The sequence below is a fragment of the Pseudomonas sp. NFACC16-2 genome, assembly GCF_900119205.1.
GTDB classification, from domain to species: Bacteria; Pseudomonadota; Gammaproteobacteria; order Pseudomonadales; family Pseudomonadaceae; genus Aquipseudomonas; species Aquipseudomonas fluorescens_Q.
Map to the genome: position 1 here is coordinate 704,482 of NZ_FPIX01000001.1, position 18,068 is coordinate 722,549.

At 59.0% G+C, this 18,068-nt stretch carries 16 protein-coding genes, 4 tRNA genes and 4 pseudogenes; 6 read left to right on the top strand and 18 right to left on the bottom strand.

What is annotated here, in order from left to right:
* Nucleotides 1-407 precede the first annotated feature (407 nt).
* A complete protein-coding gene (locus BT116_RS03010) occupies nucleotides 408-977 on the bottom strand; it encodes a hypothetical protein (protein ID WP_072339879.1) in 570 nt (189 codons plus the stop codon).
* Nucleotides 978-1,265: 288 nt separating this feature from the next.
* On the opposite strand from BT116_RS03010, the gene BT116_RS03015 reads away from it, so the two are divergent.
* The 5 genes and pseudogenes from BT116_RS03015 to BT116_RS03035 all read left to right on the top strand — a co-directional run.
* Complete coding sequence (locus BT116_RS03015) at nucleotides 1,266-1,691, top strand: hypothetical protein (protein ID WP_256572518.1); 426 nt, start codon at nucleotides 1,266-1,268, stop codon at nucleotides 1,689-1,691.
* A 215-nt stretch (nucleotides 1,692-1,906) separates the two neighbouring features.
* Nucleotides 1,907-2,214: pseudogene (locus BT116_RS03020) on the top strand (addiction module antidote protein).
* 308 nt (nucleotides 2,215-2,522) lie between these two features.
* Nucleotides 2,523-3,392, top strand: a complete 870-nt coding sequence (locus BT116_RS03025) for an AraC family transcriptional regulator (RefSeq protein WP_072339881.1) — start codon at nucleotides 2,523-2,525, stop codon at nucleotides 3,390-3,392.
* 361 nt (nucleotides 3,393-3,753) lie between these two features.
* Entirely contained in the window at nucleotides 3,754-3,906 is a 153-nt protein-coding gene (locus BT116_RS03030) for an mRNA interferase (protein ID WP_256572517.1), read from the top strand.
* A gap of 30 nt (nucleotides 3,907-3,936) precedes the next feature.
* Nucleotides 3,937-4,353, top strand: a pseudogene (locus BT116_RS03035) (type II toxin-antitoxin system HicB family antitoxin); the annotation flags it as partial.
* Between the two features lie 455 nt (nucleotides 4,354-4,808).
* On the opposite strand, the gene BT116_RS03040 reads toward BT116_RS03035, so the two are convergent.
* Both BT116_RS03040 and BT116_RS03045 read right to left on the bottom strand, forming a co-directional pair.
* Nucleotides 4,809-5,453: a hypothetical protein gene (locus BT116_RS03040; RefSeq protein ID WP_072339886.1), complete on the bottom strand. Its 645-nt coding sequence runs from the start codon at nucleotides 5,451-5,453 to the stop codon at nucleotides 4,809-4,811.
* Between the two features lie 85 nt (nucleotides 5,454-5,538).
* Nucleotides 5,539-5,615 (bottom strand) — tRNA-Val (locus tag BT116_RS03045).
* 183 nt (nucleotides 5,616-5,798) lie between these two features.
* On the opposite strand from BT116_RS03045, the gene BT116_RS03050 reads away from it, so the two are divergent.
* Nucleotides 5,799-7,082 carry an NAD(P)/FAD-dependent oxidoreductase gene (locus BT116_RS03050; RefSeq protein ID WP_072339888.1) on the top strand — a complete coding sequence of 428 codons (1,284 nt, stop codon included), beginning with the start codon at nucleotides 5,799-5,801 and terminating at the stop codon, nucleotides 7,080-7,082.
* Nucleotides 7,083-7,118: 36 nt separating this feature from the next.
* On the opposite strand, the pseudogene BT116_RS03055 reads toward BT116_RS03050, so the two are convergent.
* The 15 genes and pseudogenes from BT116_RS03055 to BT116_RS03125 all read right to left on the bottom strand — a co-directional run.
* A pseudogene (locus BT116_RS03055) lies at nucleotides 7,119-7,393 on the bottom strand (type II toxin-antitoxin system RelE/ParE family toxin).
* Nucleotides 7,393-7,665 carry a CopG family ribbon-helix-helix protein gene (locus BT116_RS03060; RefSeq protein ID WP_003179778.1) on the bottom strand — a complete coding sequence of 91 codons (273 nt, stop codon included), beginning with the start codon at nucleotides 7,663-7,665 and terminating at the stop codon, nucleotides 7,393-7,395. The pseudogene BT116_RS03055 and the gene BT116_RS03060 overlap by 1 nt, the downstream one beginning before the upstream one ends.
* 277 nt (nucleotides 7,666-7,942) lie before the next feature.
* Nucleotides 7,943-8,019 (bottom strand) — tRNA-Asp (locus tag BT116_RS03065).
* 89 nt (nucleotides 8,020-8,108) lie between these two features.
* A tRNA-Asp gene (locus BT116_RS03070) sits at nucleotides 8,109-8,185 on the bottom strand.
* A gap of 58 nt (nucleotides 8,186-8,243) precedes the next feature.
* Nucleotides 8,244-8,319, bottom strand: a tRNA-Val gene (locus BT116_RS03075).
* Between the two features lie 168 nt (nucleotides 8,320-8,487).
* On the bottom strand, nucleotides 8,488-9,261 hold the full coding sequence (locus BT116_RS03080; RefSeq protein ID WP_063320321.1) for an SDR family oxidoreductase: 774 nt from the start codon (nucleotides 9,259-9,261) through the stop codon (nucleotides 8,488-8,490).
* Nucleotides 9,258-10,469: an O-succinylhomoserine sulfhydrylase gene (locus BT116_RS03085; protein ID WP_072339890.1), complete on the bottom strand. Its 1,212-nt coding sequence runs from the start codon at nucleotides 10,467-10,469 to the stop codon at nucleotides 9,258-9,260. Before BT116_RS03085 ends, BT116_RS03080 begins: the two co-directional genes overlap by 4 nt.
* Nucleotides 10,470-10,527: 58 nt before the next feature.
* Nucleotides 10,528-12,033, bottom strand: coding sequence for an amidophosphoribosyltransferase (gene purF / locus BT116_RS03090; RefSeq protein ID WP_003203840.1), 1,506 nt, complete (start codon nucleotides 12,031-12,033; stop codon nucleotides 10,528-10,530).
* A gap of 41 nt (nucleotides 12,034-12,074) precedes the next feature.
* A complete protein-coding gene (locus BT116_RS03095) occupies nucleotides 12,075-12,635 on the bottom strand; it encodes a CvpA family protein (RefSeq protein WP_030142022.1) in 561 nt (186 codons plus the stop codon).
* A gap of 87 nt (nucleotides 12,636-12,722) precedes the next feature.
* Nucleotides 12,723-13,397 (bottom strand): SPOR domain-containing protein, encoded by a 675-nt coding sequence (locus BT116_RS03100; protein WP_072339892.1) that lies wholly within the window; start codon nucleotides 13,395-13,397, stop codon nucleotides 12,723-12,725.
* On the bottom strand, nucleotides 13,381-14,688 hold the full coding sequence (folC, locus tag BT116_RS03105) for a bifunctional tetrahydrofolate synthase/dihydrofolate synthase (protein WP_072339894.1): 1,308 nt from the start codon (nucleotides 14,686-14,688) through the stop codon (nucleotides 13,381-13,383). Before folC ends, BT116_RS03100 begins: the two co-directional genes overlap by 17 nt.
* Nucleotides 14,685-15,605, bottom strand: a complete 921-nt coding sequence (gene accD / locus BT116_RS03110; RefSeq protein WP_058546590.1) for an acetyl-CoA carboxylase, carboxyltransferase subunit beta — start codon at nucleotides 15,603-15,605, stop codon at nucleotides 14,685-14,687. The genes folC and accD overlap by 4 nt, the downstream gene beginning before the upstream one ends.
* 251 nt (nucleotides 15,606-15,856) lie before the next feature.
* The gene (locus BT116_RS03115) at nucleotides 15,857-16,489 is read right to left on the bottom strand and encodes a phosphoribosylanthranilate isomerase (RefSeq protein ID WP_072339895.1); all 633 of its coding nucleotides are present in this window, start codon (nucleotides 16,487-16,489) and stop codon (nucleotides 15,857-15,859) included.
* Between the two features lie 63 nt (nucleotides 16,490-16,552).
* Nucleotides 16,553-17,377 (bottom strand): tRNA pseudouridine(38-40) synthase TruA, encoded by an 825-nt coding sequence (gene truA / locus BT116_RS03120; RefSeq protein ID WP_072339957.1) that lies wholly within the window; start codon nucleotides 17,375-17,377, stop codon nucleotides 16,553-16,555.
* Nucleotides 17,378-17,731: 354 nt separating this feature from the next.
* Nucleotides 17,732-18,068, bottom strand: a pseudogene (locus BT116_RS03125) (IS4 family transposase); the annotation flags it as partial.

Consider the following 18,068-nt stretch of genomic DNA (forward strand, 5'->3'; position numbering starts at 1 on the left):
GGTGCGTGCATTAATCTGACGGTCTCAAAATCGTGGGTTTGTCCCTTCTTACCGGCGCGAAATCAGCCCTTATACAGGCGCCTATGGGCAGGTAACAGCCTTTCGAGATTGCTTCTTGGTCCACAGAAGACGACCATTGATTCTTCCCTCAGACCATGACTCGGTAACCAGAGCGCAATTGCCGCTCAGGTTCTCAACAAACGTCCTTGGATAACCTTCAGGCTCATCTCCACCCAGACGCATCCAATTTGGATCTGTCGAGGTCACTGATTGATAAGGCATGCAGGCTGCCAGTGTGACCAGCGAGAGTGCCAAAACTACCTCTTTCATATAAGACCCAATCAATTTGGCGAGTGTCCGGGCAAAAACGCGGAGTATAGATTGCTTGGATACTTTCCCAGCATGAGCTACGGCGAGGACTTGCTGTAAGTGCCGCTATACAACCCACCTCGATCGGCGGAAACCAGAAAGCTGGGGACAGACTTCGATTTGAACTCATGATCACCTTCTAACTGTAACGCCATCCTGGCGATGCTCGCTGCCTGCGGGCTCGGCTCGTGAAAGGCAAGGAAACGGCCGAAAGGGTTTGAATCGGACCAGGTCATCTCTAAGCGTGCCTGCGCCATCTCATTTTTCGCCTGGACGATCTGCCCCGCCAAACTTAGCGCCCTCTTTTTGAACTCCCTGTGCAGCGCCTGCTCCTCGGTCTCGTTTCCCAGTGGTTTAACCTTCATCTCGGAAAATGTGAAAAGCGTTCTGTCGCTGAGCACATAAAACGTGCCGCGACATTTTTGTATATCACCCTGAAAGGTAAAATCGACCGAACAGAACGCACGCTCGTCTACGTCTATGTAGTACAGCGGCTCACCCAAGTGGTTTCGAATTTTTCCGTCCTGGTGAATCCGGCCCAAGGGTGCCCCATCGCTGCCATTGCCTTTGAAGACCAGGTAGCGGCCGTTCGTGTAGTTGTACGGCATTAGCGGTCCTCATTCCGAATAGCCATCGGAACACATGGTTTGGCCATTCGCTGTTCCCATCCATGACCCTTCCCCACAACGCTATCAGGTCAGGATTACCGATGCTCAATTTCTTCTGGTAACCGCTCGCCGAGCTGCTGCCGCGCCCGGCAATTGCCACCCGGATCATCGGGCGCTGGGACAGACCACGATCCTTTCAACCACACGAATCATCGGCATTTTTCCAGCTTGAGATGAGAGGGACGGCATGGTCAAATAACTGATAGCCTTTTGACATGGATATTTCAATTGAAGCAGTACCGCGGACCCATCCTATTTTTTTCAGTAATGATCTCACTCTTTGTCCTGCTTCAACTCTGGCACGCACGGTCTGCTTCGGAAGACAAAAAGGAAGAGCGAGAACGCCAGCTTAAAGGGATCGCGCTCATCATGAATGCCCAATCCCCAAAGACGGTCGATGACACTCGCCTTGATTCGGTGATCTATCAAGACGGGATCATGCGTATTTCCTACACGCTTACAAAAACCTCGAAAGATGAAATCGATTCCGACGCATTTACGAAAGACAAAAAAGCCCTTGCGGCCTCTGTATCCTGCGATGAAAAAGGTCTAGGACAGTTCGTGAAGTCGGGGCTCTTGATCAAATACACAATCAATGACTCAAGCAGTGCTCCGATCACTGACTTTCAGATAGGCAAGTCCGATTGCCTTTGAAGATCAGCCCTGAATAAGCCCGCCTCTCTCGCGGGCTTTTTTATGCGTGCCGTACCCGCCCTCTCGACGTTTGCGCGCAGTCCGTAACAAGCCCTCGAATACATCCCACTGATTCCTTTTTGCTGCTACGCAAAGACTGGGGAGAGACCACGGTTTTGAGTTCACTCATCATCAGGTCGTGGTCTGTCCTCGTAATTGGCAAAGGAGATTTGAACATGAGCCAACACCTGACGACATTTGACATGGCGGCACTACTCGATAGCGACGAAGCCATCAGTGAATACCTTTCCCAAGTGCTGGCTGATGGTGATAGCGAGGAGTTTCTCCGAGCGATCGGCTATGTCGCCAAGGCCCGCGGCATGGCGCAGATCGCCAAGGCTCTGGCATGGGGCGAGAAAGCTTGTACAAGGCGTTCGCACCCGGATCAAAGCCGAGATTTGATACCGTACTCAAGGTCATTCATGCGTTAGGCATTGATCTTCATGCGCAGCCTGGGCATGCAGCTAATCATTCACCTGCCTGACGAACGGATTAGACACCGGGACAAACCACGATTTTGAGTTCGCTTGTAAAATCGACCGGTCTCATAATCGTAGTCTGTCCCTGTTCTCCTTTTTTTCCCTTCTCATTCGACTTGACCAGCAAACGAAGCAGTGAGCACCGGCAGAGAACGGCCAGAAATGGTCACCTGAAATGCCCCCGACCTTCACATCGCCTTGGAAGAGATCGCACGTGCCAACCCAAAACGTGCCTTGAGCAAACGCGGCTAGGCGCGCTCAGGTCGCTATAGTCGACTCTATTGCCGACCGTACTTCCAGGAGCCTTTTCCCAGTGTCTGACATGTCGACCAACTTCGCTTACGCAAAACGCTTCAACGCCGTCCTCGCCTACATTAATGAGAATCTCGAAGGTGATCTGTCGGTGAATACGTTGAGCCATGTGGCGAACTTTTCGGCATTTCACTTCCATCGACAATTCACCGCGTTCGTAGGCGTGCCTGTTTCACGTTATGTGCAACTGATGCGATTACGACGCGCGGCGCATCGCCTTGCCGCAGCTGCTGATCACCCGGTACTGGAGGCCGCACTCGGTGCCGGCTTCGAAAGTCCGGAGGCTTTTTGCAGGGCGTTCAGGCGGGCGTTCGGTATGACGCCGAGTGCGTTCAGGAAGGAGCCGAACTGGCAGGTCTGGAATGCGGTGTTCGCAATCCCTCATTTTTCCAGGACTATCATCATGCAAATACGAATCGTGCAATTCCCTGAAGTCAGGGTCGCAGCATTTGAACACTGCGGGCCCGCCGGGCTCGTCAATGAGAGCGTGCGCAAGTTCATCGAGTGGCGTAAGCAGAGCGGACAGTCGCCGGTGGCGTCGAGTCGCAGCTTCGGCATTCCCTATGGCAACCCCGATACGACACCCGCGCAAGCATTCCGCTTCGCAATCTGCGGCGAGATTCACGAGGCCGTGGCGCCGAATGAGTTCGGCGTGCGCGAAATCGTTATTCCCGGCGGTCGCTGTGCCGTGGTGCGACATGAGGGGTCACCGGATCACATCGGCGAAACGATCTATCCGATTTACCGCGATTGGCTTCCTGGCAGTGGAGAGGAACTTCGTGACCAGCCGCTGTTCTTCCATTACTTGAGCATCTATCCCGAGACACCGCAAGATCACTGGCAAACTGATGTGTATGTTCCGCTGCAATAGCGGAGCAAGCAGTTTTCGACCCTGAACTGACGTCGATGAATGTCCGTTCAGGGTTGTGGATTCAACCGGTCGACGCAACACAGCTGAGAGGCACCCGCTTACATCCATCAACTGCAAACAGCTGGTCTGCGCGATGCTCGTTTTGCTCGTCAGTTCATCCAGGTAGCTGTGCCTGTGCCGAGATCAGTAGGGTCCATCGTCCTTTCAGAATAAAAGTGGCCTGCATGGCCCGGGCACTGCTCGAACAAAATAACACACAAGTGTTGTATTAACACAGAAATGTTGTAGAGTGGACTCATCCAAACAACCAAGCGAAGTGATGAAGCTCAGCGAGCTCAGACAATGGTTGAAGACCCAAAGGATGGCCTTCGAAGCAGGCAAAGGAATCCACTTCAAAGTCCACCCACGGCAACAAGGCTACCTCGCGGATCACAGTTCCAAGGAAAAGCCGGAACCGACCGGTAAGGCGATCATTAAACAACTGGGCTCTGAAGAGCCCTTTCACCACGCCTGAGCACTGGACTATCACCTCCAAGGAGTGACGATGTACGACTATCCAATCCGATTCGAACAGGACGTTAGCGCCCCAGGCGTTGCCGTGTTCTGCCGCGACCTGCCAGAGCTGAACAGCTACGGCGATGATCGGAAGCACGCTATCCGCGAAGCCCTGGACGGGATTGAATCCACCCTCTCCATCTACGTCGATGAGCGCCGCTCGATTCCGCCGGCGTCCGCCCCGCTGGAAGGCGAACACGTTGTTCATCTACCTGCGGTGACCGTGGCGAAGATCGCGCTTTGGAACACCATGATGGAGCGAGATATGCGAAAGGCCGACTTGTGCCGACTGCTCGGTGTGCATCAGGCCCAAGGCGATCGCTTGGTCGACTTTCTTCACACCTCCAAAATGGATCAGGTCGAGCGCGCCCTGGATGCTCTTGAACTCTACGTTGATGTCAAGGTAATGAGCCAAAACCCAACCAAATTGTTGATTCGCCAAATTCAAGAGCCGACGGCCACCCGTTACCTCGTGCATCTTGCAAATAAAGGCTTGGATGAATTGAGCCTGCCAATTGGACTGGCACAGGAGTACGCCGCCGTTCCACCAAAGCTCGCAACCGTAGTTCTAGACGGTGACGACGATAAGTTCTGGTGGCTCAGTGAAAGTTCTGAACGCCTCAGCAACTTTGGCTGGGACGCTTTTAGCCTTGCGAGACTGAAACATGAAGACCTGGGCCCTACTCATGACGAGGATTTGAAGCAACAAAAAACCCAGCGTGGCTGAAAACGAAAAGGCCCCGATTACTGTCGAGGCGCCTATGCCTCTCGTTATCCGCCGCAACGCAAAAGCCCCGATCCAAGTCGGGGCTTTCTCGTTTCTGCCAGACGCAAAACCCGCTCGACGGCGGGCTGTACTTATCAGTTTTTGCAGACCACCTGCGGAGGCGCAGCATGCGTCAGCTTTTGGGGAATAACAATCGAAGTGCCAGGCAAAGTGGTAAGTTCGAGAACCGCCAACATGCAAATCAGCGCTGGCTCGCCATCTTTGCTTGGTCTGCCATCCACCCCTACCACTGCTTCGTAGTCTTTCCCGGGTTCCAGCTTGTAAACGAGCGCCTGGCCACCACAGGTCAGGTAAGAGCTGCCATTGCCCGCAATGGTCGCGCCCCGGGTTGCAATCTGGAATGGCAGATCCGTCCTGACGCGATACTCGGTCACGACCTCTTTGTAAGCCCCTTCCCCCATCCGAATTGCAGGGATGTACTGGATAAGACTGGGCCAAACTCTTTTCGGTATGCCAATGCTCGCCGACTTCAGGGGATACTGCGGATAGTTGATGCTCGCCGTACCGTCCTGTCCGAAACGTCCGGCTTCAGCCATCTTATGCCGGGTAGCAGGAGCACAACTGCCGACGATGCTATCTCCATACACATCGGAGTTCGTGATAACGCGAACACGCGCCACGCCCTCTGATTGAGCAGGCTCTTCGTATGGAACTGAAGGTATTCCAGAGCAACCAGCAAGTGCTAAAGCAAGAAGAGTGACGGAAGTGACAACCCGCATGACCATGTCCTTATGTATACGCCAACAAAAAAGGGCCAACCTCTCGGTTGACCCTTCTAGACCGCCCAGCAGAGCGGATTTTGTTTGGTAGGCGCGATTGGACTCGAACCAACGACCCCCACCATGTCAAGGTGGTGCTCTAACCAACTGAGCTACGTGCCTGCTGTGAGGCGGCATTCTACGGAATTCCGGAGGGGTGTCAACACCTTTTTTTCACCTAACCCTATGAATATGCAAAATATTTAATTTCGCCGATGCGACCAAGACTTGGCGGTGGCTGGCGGCCGATTTTTATCTCAGGTAGGATCGCTGCATTCGTAAAAAATATAAAACAGAGGTTGCAGAATGGCGAACACATCCTATCCAGCGTCCTATTACGCCGCGTCGGCCAACCCGGTTCCTCCGCGCCCTGCCCTGCAGGATGACGTCGAGACGGATGTGTGCGTGATCGGCGCTGGTTACACCGGCCTGTCCTCTGCATTGTTTTTGCTGGAGAACGGTTTCAAGGTCACGGTGCTTGAGGCGGCGAAGGTCGGCTTTGGAGCTTCGGGTCGCAACGGCGGGCAGATCGTTAACAGTTATAGCCGCGATATTGATGTGATCGAGCGTAGCGTCGGCCCTCAGCAAGCGCAGTTGCTGGGCAACATGGCGTTCGAGGGCGGACGGATCATTCGTGAGCGGGTGGCGAAGTATCAGATTCAGTGTGATTTGAAGGACGGTGGTGTATTCGCCGCCCTCACCGCTAAACAGATGGGCCATCTGGAGTCGCAGAAGCGTTTATGGGAGCGTTTCGGGCATACCCAGTTGGAGTTGCTGGACGAGCGTCGTATTCGCGAGGTGGTGGCTTGCGAGGAGTATGTGGGCGGCATGCTCGATATGAGCGGTGGGCATATTCATCCGCTCAACCTGGCATTGGGCGAAGCAGCGGCGGTGGAGTCCCTGGGCGGGGTGATTTATGAACAGTCGCCTGCGGTGCGTATCGAACGAGGCGCCAGCCCTGTGGTGCATACACCACAGGGCAAGGTCAGGGCCAAGTTCATTATCGTGGCCGGCAACGCCTACCTGGGCAATCTGGTACCAGAGTTGGCGGCCAAGTCCATGCCTTGCGGTACGCAGGTGATTGCCACCGCGCCGTTGGGCGATGAACTGGCTCATAGCCTGCTGCCCCAGGACTATTGCGTCGAAGATTGCAACTACCTGCTCGATTACTACCGGCTGACCGGCGACAAACGCCTGATCTTCGGGGGCGGCGTGGTATATGGCGCGAGGGATCCGGCGAACATTGAGGCGATCATTCGGCCGAAGATGCTCAAGGCCTTCCCGCAGCTCAAGGATGTGAAGATCGATTACGCCTGGACCGGAAATTTCCTGCTGACGCTGTCGCGTCTTCCACAGGTCGGGCGGCTGGGGGATAACATTTATTATTCCCAGGGCTGCAGCGGCCATGGCGTGACGTATACGCATCTGGCGGGCAAGGTCCTGGCGGAAGCGCTACGGGGTCAGGCTGAGCGTTTTGATGCGTTTGCGGACCTGCCGCACTACCCCTTCCCTGGTGGGCAGCTATTGCGCACGCCGTTTGCGGCGATGGGGGCTTGGTATTACGGGTTGAGGGATAAGCTTGGGTTCTGAAACTCGCGATTCGTCATCCGTAGCCGGTTAACCCTGCTATCGATTCTCGCGGGTATGCCACAGGCGTAGCAGGTAAACGGTGGAATCTATTATTTCGTAACGCATCTCATAGTGGCCGATCTGAATTCGGCGCACATCCCGCGGCTCGACTCTTCAAGGCGTTCACCGATACGCGGGCTGGTCAGCAACGTGATCGGTGCAGCGGTGAGCTGCTGCACCGTTCGTGCTGCAGCAGGCTGATTCACTGCCGCCAGAAATTCGTAAAGCCGGGATATATCAGAGAGCGCCTTGCTCGTCCACTTCAATTCCATCAGCGCGGCACCGGCAATGGAGTGTCGGTACTAAGGCTATCAGCCCAGGCTTGGACAGCTTGCTGGTCAATCACCCGACCAGCGTCAACATCAGCCAGGGCCTCATGAGTCATGCGACTACGCTCTTCTTCCTGATCTATCCAAGCCGACAGTGCCTGTTTAACGATCCAGTTTTTGGAGCGCTCCAGACGCTCCGCCATCAAATCGACTTTTTGGGCCAGTTGCTCAGGGACGTGAGCCGTGACAGATCGGGTTTTCGTGGTGGTAGCCATGTCAGGATTGCTCCAAGTCGTTACGTCTTCTTGAGTACAGGTCGCCTGATTCTACGCAGCTCTTCAGCGATTCGACTTAAAGTTAATCATACTGAATAAGAATGCATCGTCAAACGTGCCGCCAGAGCTGACAAAGGGCGTATGAGGAAGGACAGAAAACCCAAACCACAAAAACAAAAAACCCCGGTCTTTCGACCAGGGTCTTTGCTATCGACTAGAAGTAGCTTTGCAGCTTTCTTCTTAGCTTCAAGGCGTTCAGTGGGCCTCGAAGCAGATATGGCGCAGCGGACGGGACTCGAACCCGCGACCCCCGGCGTGACAGGCCGGTATTCTAACCGACTGAACTACCGCTGCGTATCGCTATGGACTTGCGTCCAGTTAACTCGTCTGATCCAACCCCTTGAGCTTGGATCTCGAACCAGGCGAACCTGCTTCGGAAAATATGGCGCAGCGGACGGGACTCGAACCCGCGACCCCCGGCGTGACAGGCCGGTATTCTAACCGACTGAACTACCGCTGCGCGTCGGTGGAGGCTTTTGACAGCTTCCGTCTTGCTTTCGCAAAACTCTCGTAAAACATGGTGGGTGATGACGGGATCGAACCGCCGACATTCTGCTTGTAAGGCAGACGCTCTCCCAGCTGAGCTAATCACCCTTTGCTTCGTTGAGGCCGCGAAATTTACGCAGGTACCGAAGCTAAGTCAATAGCAGGGTTGGTTTTTTTTCAAAAACAGCTTCGAGCGGCAAGCTTCAAGCTACAAGTCAGAAGCACCAACACCGCATAGTCGCTTGCAGCTTGCAGCTCGCCACTTGCAGCTGCTCCTCACTCATAAATCATTTTCTTGGTCATGCCGCCGTCCACCACGAACTCCTGCCCCGTGACAAAACCGGCGTTGCGCGACAACAGCCACGCCACCATTGCCGCCACGTCCTCTACCGTGCCTACCCTGCCCGCTGGATGCTGGGCGTGATCGGCATCGGTCAGCGGCTGCGCACGACGCTGTGATGGATCGCGCGCGTCGATCCAGCCAGGGCTGACGGCGTTCACCCGGATCTCCGGCCCGAGGCTGATGGCCAGGGCATGAGTCAGGGCCAGCAAGCCGCCCTTGCTCGCCGCATAGGCTTCGGTGTCGGGTTCCGATTGCGCGGCGCGGGTCGAGGCCAGGTTGACGATGGCGCCGTTGTGAGCGCGCAGATACGGTGCGCAGTGCTTGGCCAGCAGCATCGGCCCACCCAGGTTCACCGCCAGGACCCGATTCCAATAAGCCAGATCCAGGCTTTCCAGGGTGATGTTGTGCGGGTCGGCGATGGCCGCGTTGCACACCAGCGCGTCGAGCCGCCCGAACTGCCCAAGCACCTCGGCGATACCGGTGGCGACCTGTGCCTCGTCCGCCACGTCCATGGCGATGAACCAGGCATTGTCGCCCAGGGTCTTCGCCACCTTGGAACCGCGTTCGCGATCCAGGTCGGTCAGCACCACCTGCCAGCCTTCACAGATCAGCCAGGCAGCGATGCCCAGGCCGATGCCCCGTGCGGCGCCCGTAACCAGGGCAACCCGGCCATGAGTGCCGCTTGGTGGCGTTGCCAGCTCGATCACAAGGCCGCCAACCCGCGGGCCAGGTCGGCTTGCAGGTCTGCCACGTCTTCCAGGCCCACCGCAACGCGGATCAAGCTGTCACGAATACCCGCCGATTCACGCTCCTGGGGCGACAGGCGGCCGTGGGACGTGGTGCTCGGGTGGGTGATGGTGGTCTTGCTGTCACCCAGGTTGGCGGTGATGGAAATCAACCGGGTCGCGTCGATGAAGCGCCAGGCGCCCTCCTTGCCCCCCTTGACCTCAAAGCTCACCACCGCGCCGAAACCGCGCTGCTGACGCAAGGCCAGGTCATGCTGCGGATGGCTCTTGAGGCCGGCGTAATGCACCTTCTCGATGCCATCCTGCTGCTCCAGCCACTCGGCCAGGGCCTGGGCATTGGCGCAATGGGCTTTCATGCGCAGGCCCAGGGTTTCCAGGCCCTTGAGGAAAATCCAGGCGTTGAACGGGCTGAGGGTCGGCCCGGCGGTACGCAGGAAGCCCACGACTTCCTTCATCTGTTCGCCACGACCGGCCACCACGCCGCCCATGCAGCGACCCTGGCCGTCGATGAACTTGGTGGCCGAATGCACCACCACGTCCGCACCCATTTTCAGTGGCTGTTGCAGCGCCGGGGTACAGAAGCAGTTATCGACCACCAGCATGGCGCCCTTGGCGTGGGCGATTTCCGCCAGCGCGGCGATGTCCACCAGCTCGGCCAGAGGGTTGGAAGGCGACTCGACGAACAGCAGCTTGGTATTGGCCTTGATTGCCGCATCCCAAGCAGACAGGTCCGCCAGGGGCACGTAATCGACTTCCACGCCAAAGCGCTTGAAGTACTTTTCGAACAGGCTGATGGTCGAGCCGAAGACGCTGCGCGACACCAGCACGTGGTCGCCAGCGCTGCACAGGCTCATCACCACGGCCATGATCGCGGCCATGCCGGTGGCAGTGGCCACCGCTTGCTCGGCGCCTTCCAGGGCGGCGATGCGCTCCTCGAAGGCCCGCACGGTCGGGTTGGTGTAGCGCGAGTAAACGTTGCCCGGCACTTCGCCGGCAAACCGTGCGGCTGCATCGGCAGCGGTGCGGAACACGTAGCTGGAGGTAAAAAACATCGGATCGCCATGTTCGGCTTCCGGTGTACGGTGCTGACCCGCGCGAACCGCCAGGGTATCGAACGCTACGCCTTCAAGGTCGCTGTCCAGCCGACCGGCATCCCAATCCTGACTCATGCTGTCACTCCTGAAATCGGTTTAAACGCAAACCGGCCCCTCAGGGCCGGTTGGTTAATCAATTGTTGTACAGATCGATGATCGCACTGACCGCCTGAGTCTTGGCCTTGGACGCATCGTTACGTGCGTTCTCGATCTTGTTCAGGTAGGCCTCGTCGATGTCGCCGGTGACGTACTTGCCGTCGAATACCGCGCAATCGAAGTGCTCGATCTTGATCTTGCCGCCACCGACCGCTTCGATCAGGTCCGGCAGGTCCTGGTAGATCAGCCAGTCGGCGCCGATCAGGTCGGCCACATCCTGGGTGGTACGGTTATGAGCGATCAGCTCATGGGCACTCGGCATGTCGATGCCGTAGACGTTAGGGTAGCGCACGGCCGGGGCCGCAGAGCAGAAATACACGTTCTTGGCGCCGGCTTCACGGGCCATCTGAATGATCTGCTTGCACGTGGTGCCACGGACGATGGAGTCGTCCACCAGCATCACGTTCTTGCCGCGGAACTCCAGTTCGATGGCGTTGAGCTTCTGGCGTACGGATTTTTTCCGTGCGGCCTGGCCTGGCATGATGAAGGTCCGGCCAATGTAGCGGTTCTTCACGAAGCCTTCGCGGAACTTGACGCCCAGGTGGTTCGCCAGCTCCAGGGCCGCGGTGCGGCTGGTGTCCGGGATCGGGATGACCACGTCGATGTCATGGTCCGGACGCTCGCGCAGGATCTTGTCGGCGAGTTTCTCACCCATGCGCAGGCGGGCCTTGTAGACCGAGACGCCATCGATGATCGAGTCCGGACGTGCCAGGTAGACGTGTTCGAAGATGCACGGGGTCAAGGACGGGTTGGTCGCGCACTGACGGGTGTGCAGCTTGCCGTCTTCTGTGATGTAGACCGCTTCGCCCGGGGCCAGGTCGCGAATCAGGGTGAAGCCCAGCACGTCCAGGGACACGCTTTCGGAGGCGATCATGTATTCGACGCCTTCGTCGGTGTGGCGCTGGCCGAATACGATCGGGCGGATGCCGTGGGGATCGCGGAAACCGACGATGCCGTAGCCGGTGATCATTGCCACCACCGCGTAGCCGCCGACGCAACGGTTGTGCACGTCGGTCACGGCGGCGAATACGTCTTCTTCGGTCGGCTGCAGCTTGCCGCGCTGGGCCAGCTCATGGGCGAACACGTTGAGCATCACTTCCGAGTCAGAATTGGTGTTCACGTGGCGCAAGTCAGATTCGTAGATCTCCTTGGCCAATTGCTCGACGTTGGTCAGGTTGCCGTTGTGCGCCAGGGTGATGCCGTACGGCGAGTTGACGTAGAACGGCTGGGCTTCAGCCGACGTCGAGCTGCCCGCAGTCGGATAGCGCACGTGGCCGATCCCCATATGACCGACCAGGCGCTGCATGTGGCGCTGGTGGAACACATCGCGCACCAGGCCGTTGTCCTTGCGCAGGAATAACCGGCCGTCATGGCTGGTCACGATACCGGCAGCGTCCTGGCCGCGGTGCTGGAGCACGGTTAGCGCGTCATACAGCGCCTGATTGACGTTCGACTTACCGACGATACCGACGATGCCACACATGCGACGCAACCCCTACTTAATGGATCTGAACTGAACAACACTTACTGCGGCGTTTTGGCCGTTGGCAAGAGGTGTTCCTTGAACGGTATTTCAGCGGGTACGCTGATACCGCTGGCAAGCCACTGACTACTCCAACCCAGGATCAGGTTTTTGGACCAGTCTGCGACCAATAGAAATTGTGGCACGAGCCGGGACTCCTGCCACCACGTATCCTGCTGTACCGGCCCCAGGCTCAAGAGCCCGACGGCCACGACCACCAGCAACGCGCCACGCGCCGCGCCAAAGGCCATGCCCAGGAACCGGTCCGTCCCGGAAAGCCCGGTGACGCGAATCAGTTCGCCGATCAGATAATTGATCATTGCGCCAACCAGCAAGGTGGCGATAAACAAGATGGCACAGCCCGCGATCACGCGAGCCGACGGAGTTTCGATGTATCCGGCGAGGTACTGGGACAGCGAACCACCAAACATCCAGGCTACGACTCCCGCGATGATCCAGGTCAGCAGCGAGAGGGCTTCCTTGACGAAGCCGCGACTCAGACTGATCAATGCGGAGATGGCGACGATCGCAACGATCGCCCAGTCAACCCAGGTAAATGGCACGGTGCAGCCTACAGACGGATAAGGCGGCGCATTTTAGCAGAGCGCAGGGCTGTCGGTAAGCTGCAATTCAAATCAGCCAAATCGCTGTCAGCCGCGCTCTGGCTGGAAGCGCACCACAAAACCCTTGAGGTTCTGCTGGCGGCTGAGCAGGTCACGCAGGCGATCGGCTTCGGCGCGCTCGATCAGCGGCCCGACAAACACCCGGTTCTTGCCATCGGCGGAACGGATGTAGGCGTTGTAGCCCTGGCTGCGCAGGGTTTTCTGCAAGTTCTCGGCACTTTCGCGACTGGTCAGGCTGGCCAGTTGCACCGACCAGCTGACCGACAGGCCATTGGCATCCACGCGGCTTTGCGTGGTGTCAGGCTTGGTCGGGGCGGCGGTAACTGGCTGGCTTGGGGCCGGCTTGACCGCTGGAGCGGTCGGAGCGGGAGCTGGAGCCGGAGCGACTGACGGCTTGGTCGGTGCGGCAGCCGCAGGCGTTGCGGGTGCAGGCGCAATCGGCATCGACGGCGCCGATTGATCGGCCAACTCCTCGTCGCTCGGGACAGGTTCCTGGGGCAATGCCTGGGGCTCGGGCACCGCCACTGGCTCGACTTGCACAGGCGGCACCGAAGGTGCCTGGGGCGCGGCCGGCGCGTCGACCGTGACCTGGCGTTGCTCGTCCTGACGGGAAAACAGCATCGGCAGGAAAATCACCGCCAGGGCCACCAACACCAAGGCCCCGACCATGCGCTGCTTGTACGCCTTATCCAGCAATGCCATCTGCAGCCTCCTCCGTGGAGCGCCGGGCCAACCATTGAAGGGCCTCGGCAACACAAAAAAATGATCCGAACAGCAGGATTTCATCATCGGCCGTCGCCAGGGCGCACTGCCCTTCCAGCGCGGCGGCCACGCTAGCGTAGGCCTGCACTGAAGCGCCATGGCGCTGCAAGGCTTCCTGCAACTGCGCCGCGGTACGCGATCGCGGCGAATCCAGTGGCGTCACCGCCCAATGCTGGACACTAGCACCCAACGCCTCGACAACGCCATCCAGATCCTTGTCGGCCAGCAGCCCGAACACCGCCAGGCGCCGCCCCACCACGGGTCGCCGTGCCAGGCGCTCGGCCAGGTACTGCGCCGCGTGGGGGTTATGGCCGACATCCAGCAACAGGTTCAGATGCTTGCCTTGCCAGTCGAACTGACGACGATCGAGGCGCCCGACCACACGGGTCGCCTGCAGCGCCTGGACGATTTGCCCGGCATCCCATGGCAAACCCAGCAACAGGTAGGCCTGGAGCGCCAGCGCGGCGTTTTCCATCGGCAGGTCCAGCAAGGGCAGATCGTGCAACTCCACTGGATTGCCCAGCAGGTCGCTGCCGCGCCATTGCCAATGCTGCTCGGTCATCGCCAGGTCGAAATCCCGCCCGCGCAGAAAGAACGGGCAGCTCAATTCGCGCACCTTGTCCAGCAACGGCTGGGGGGGATTGAGATCGCCGCAAAGCGCCGGCGCACCCTGGCGAAAGATGCCGGCCTTCTCGAAGGCCACGGATTCGCGGGTATCGCCCAGGTAATCGGCATGGTCCACACCAATGCTGGTGACCAGTGCAATGTCTGCGTCCACCAGGTTGACCGTATCCAGCCGTCCGCCCAGGCCCACCTCCAGCACAACCGCATCGAGACCGGAACGGGCAAACAACCAGAACGCTGCCAGGGTGCCCATCTCGAAATACGTGAGGGTTGTATCGCCTCGCCCGGCTTCCACCGCGGCAAAGGCTTCGCACAGCTGGACGTCAGTGGCTTCGACGCCGTTCACTTGCACCCGCTCGTTGTAGCGCAGCAGGTGCGGCGAGCTGTAGACACCGACGCCCAGGCCCTGGGCCCGCAGCAGCGAAGCCACGAAGGCACAGGTCGAACCCTTGCCGTTGGTGCCAGTGACGGTGATGACCCGGGGCGCCGGCTTGGACAGCCCCATGCGGGACGCTACCGCTTGCGAGCGCTCCAGCCCCATGTCGATGGCCGATGGATGCAACTGCTCGAGGTAGGCAAGCCAGTCGCCCAGGGTGCGTTGGGTCATAGTCCGGCGGGCACTGGCGGAACCACGATCGGCTCGATCGGCGCGGCGACGAATTTCGGCGTCGGCAGCCCCATCAGTTGCGCAAGCAGGTTGCCCAGGCGCGGACGCAACTCCTGACGATGGATGATCATGTCGATGGCGCCGTGCTCCAGCAGGAACTCGCTGCGCTGGAAGCCTTCCGGCAGTTTTTCACGCACGGTCTGCTCGATCACGCGCGGGCCGGCAAAGCCGATCAAGGCTTTCGGCTCGCCGACGATCACGTCGCCCAACATGGCCAGACTGGCAGAAACGCCACCGTAGACCGGGTCGGTCAGCACCGAGATGAACGGAATGCCTTCCTCGCGCAGACGCGCCAGCACCGCGGAGGTCTTGGCCATTTGCATCAGGGAGATCAGCGCTTCCTGCATCCGCGCACCGCCGGAAGCGGCGAAGCAGATCATCGGGCAACGGTTTTCCAGAGCGTAGTTGGCGGCACGAACGAAGCGCTCACCGACGATGGCACCCATGGAGCCGCCCATGAAGGAAAATTCGAAGGCCGATACCACCACCGGCATGCCCAGCAAGGTGCCACTCATGGATATCAGCGCGTCTTTTTCGCCGGTCTGCTTCTGGGCAGCGGTCAGGCGATCCTTGTACTTCTTGCCGTCGCGGAATTTCAGACGGTCCACCGGCTCCAGGTCGGCACCCAGCTCAACACGGCCTTCTGCATCGAGGAAAATGTCGATACGGGCACGCGCACTGATGCGCATGTGATGGTTGCACTTGGGGCAAACGTCCAGGGTCTTTTCCAGCTCGGGGCGGTACAGCACCGCTTCGCAGGATGGACATTTGTGCCACAGACCTTCAGGCACCGAGCTTTTCTTCACCTCGGAACGCATGATCGAAGGGATCAGTTTGTCTACCAACCAGTTGCTCATGCTTTCTTTCTCCAGTACCGGCGGCCCGAACGCTTTGGTTCGCGGCCCCGCGTATGCCCTTGAGCTAAATTCATTGTGCGGCGAGTCGAGGGCCACCACGGTCAGTGCAAAACATGACCTGCGTGCAACCCAACCTTCCTCAGCCATCCCGGCAACCGCACGGCGGCTACCACTTCGCTATCGGCCCACCCGGAGGCGGCACCTGCCTGCTTTGTACAGTGCTGGTATGGACGGCGGCAGTCTGCCAGCCGTCACATTGACGACTGGCTGCTGCGCACAGCGGCCATGAATGCACGAATCTTTGCAGGGTCCTTGATGCCCTTGCCCTGCTCCACACCTCCGCTCACGTCCACCGCGTAAGGGCGAACCTGGCGAATGGCCTGGGCCACGTTGTCCACGGTCAGGCCACCGGCCAGGATGATCGGTTTGTCCAGGCCTTGGGGCACCAGCGACCAATCGAACGCTTCGCCGGTCCCGCCGGGAATGCCTTCCACATAGGTGTCCAGCAAAATGCCGCTGGCACTGGCGAACGCTGCGCAACTGGCGGCAATGTCATCCCCGGCCTTGACCCGCAACGCCTTGATGTACGGGCGATGCCAGCCTTCGCAATCGGCGGGGGCCTCGTCGCCATGAAACTGCAACAGGCCCAGCGGCACCGCATCGAGTATTTCGCCCAACTCGCAACGACTGGCGTTGACGAACAGGCCCACGGGCGTCACGAACGGCGGCAAGGCCTGGATAATCGCCCTCGCCTGCTGCACCGTCACCGCGCGCGGGCTCTTGGCGTAAAACACCAGCCCGATGGCATCGGCCCCGGCCTCGACAGCCGCCAACGCGTCCTCGACGCGGGTGATCCCGCAAATCTTGCTGCGAACGACCGGCATGGTGGGTAAAACCTCAGGCAAATCCGTGAAAGTCCCGGATGGTAGCAAATGCTGCGGAGGGCGTCAGCCGTCGAGTTCCGAGAAGCCCGTGAGGAAATGTGGCCCGATGTAACGCTCCGGCAGCTCGAATTCATCGCGATATTCGACCTGTACCAGGTACAAGCCGAACGGGTGCGCGGTGACACCACCGGAGCGACGGACACGACTGTCGAGCACTTCCTTGATCCACTCCACTGGCCGTTCGCCAGCACCAATGGTCATCAGCACGCCAGCAATATTGCGCACCATGTGATGCAGGAACGCGCTGGCGCGGATGTCGAGCACGATCATCTTGCCGTGACGGGTCACGCGCAGGTGATGCAATTCCTTGATCGGGGATTTGGCCTGGCACTGGCCGGCACGGAAGGCGCTGAAATCATGGATACCGATCAGGTATTGCGCGGCTTCGGCCATGCGTTCGACGTCCAGCGGGCGATGATTCCAGGTGATTTCTTCGTTCAGGTGCGCCGGGCGGATCTGATCGTTGTAGATCACGTAGCGATAACGCCGGGCGATGGCCTTGAAGCGTGCATGGAAATGCGCCGGCATCACCTTCGCCCAACTGACGCTGACGTCGTGGGGCAAGTTGATGTTGGCGCCCATCACCCAGGCCTTCATCGAACGCTCGACCTGGGTGTCGAAATGCACCACTTGGCCGCAGGCATGCACGCCGGCATCGGTACGGCCGGCGCAATGCAGCGACACGGGCGAGTCGGCGACTTTGGACAGGGCGTTTTCGAGGGTTTCCTGCACCGTCAAAACACCGGAAGCCTGGCGCTGCCAGCCACGATAGCGCGAGCCTTTGTATTCTACGCCCAAGGCGATCCGGAAAAAGCCGTCGGCCGCCATTTCGGCGGCCGGGTTGTCTATGTTTGCCAAGGAATTACAGCCTGCTGAGGTACGCAAAGGCGGGCATTATAAGGCCGATGGCTTGGGATGCCAGTCCGGCGGGTGATCCTGTGTCGAATGGGCTGGCGCTATCGCGAGCAAGCTCGCTCCCACAGAGGCTCAGGTGATTTTCCGGACCAAGACAAGCCCTTGTGGCGAGGGAGCTTGCTCCCGCTGGGCGTGAAGCAGCCCCCCTCCATGGTGCGTCGAGCACTTTTGCGAGCGCTGCGCACTCGAGCGGGAGCAAGCTCCCTCGCCACCAAGGGCGGTGTGAATCACCCGCAAAAAAAAGGCAGCCTCACCGGCTAATGCCAGTCAGTTAAGCTGACTGGCATTTCCATTTCTGATCGGATATTTCGGTGATTTCAGCCGAATCGCCCGAGGATAAACGCGCTCCTCACGTCGATGCGGCAGCACGTAGTGCGGCGCTGAAGCATGAAGCTCGGCCAAATACTTGGGGATGTTCCCGGAACGGTCGGCGGAGACGCTGTTGATAAACCCGAGAATCGCCCAAGTGCAGGCGGTGAAGCTCATTTCGCACGGGTAAATGCCAGGACAGTGGCGACTCATTTCCACCATCTGATAGCGCAACAAGTTGTAGCCCAACAACACGCCCCACAACTCTTGCTCGATCATCTCTGGCGTCTTGCTG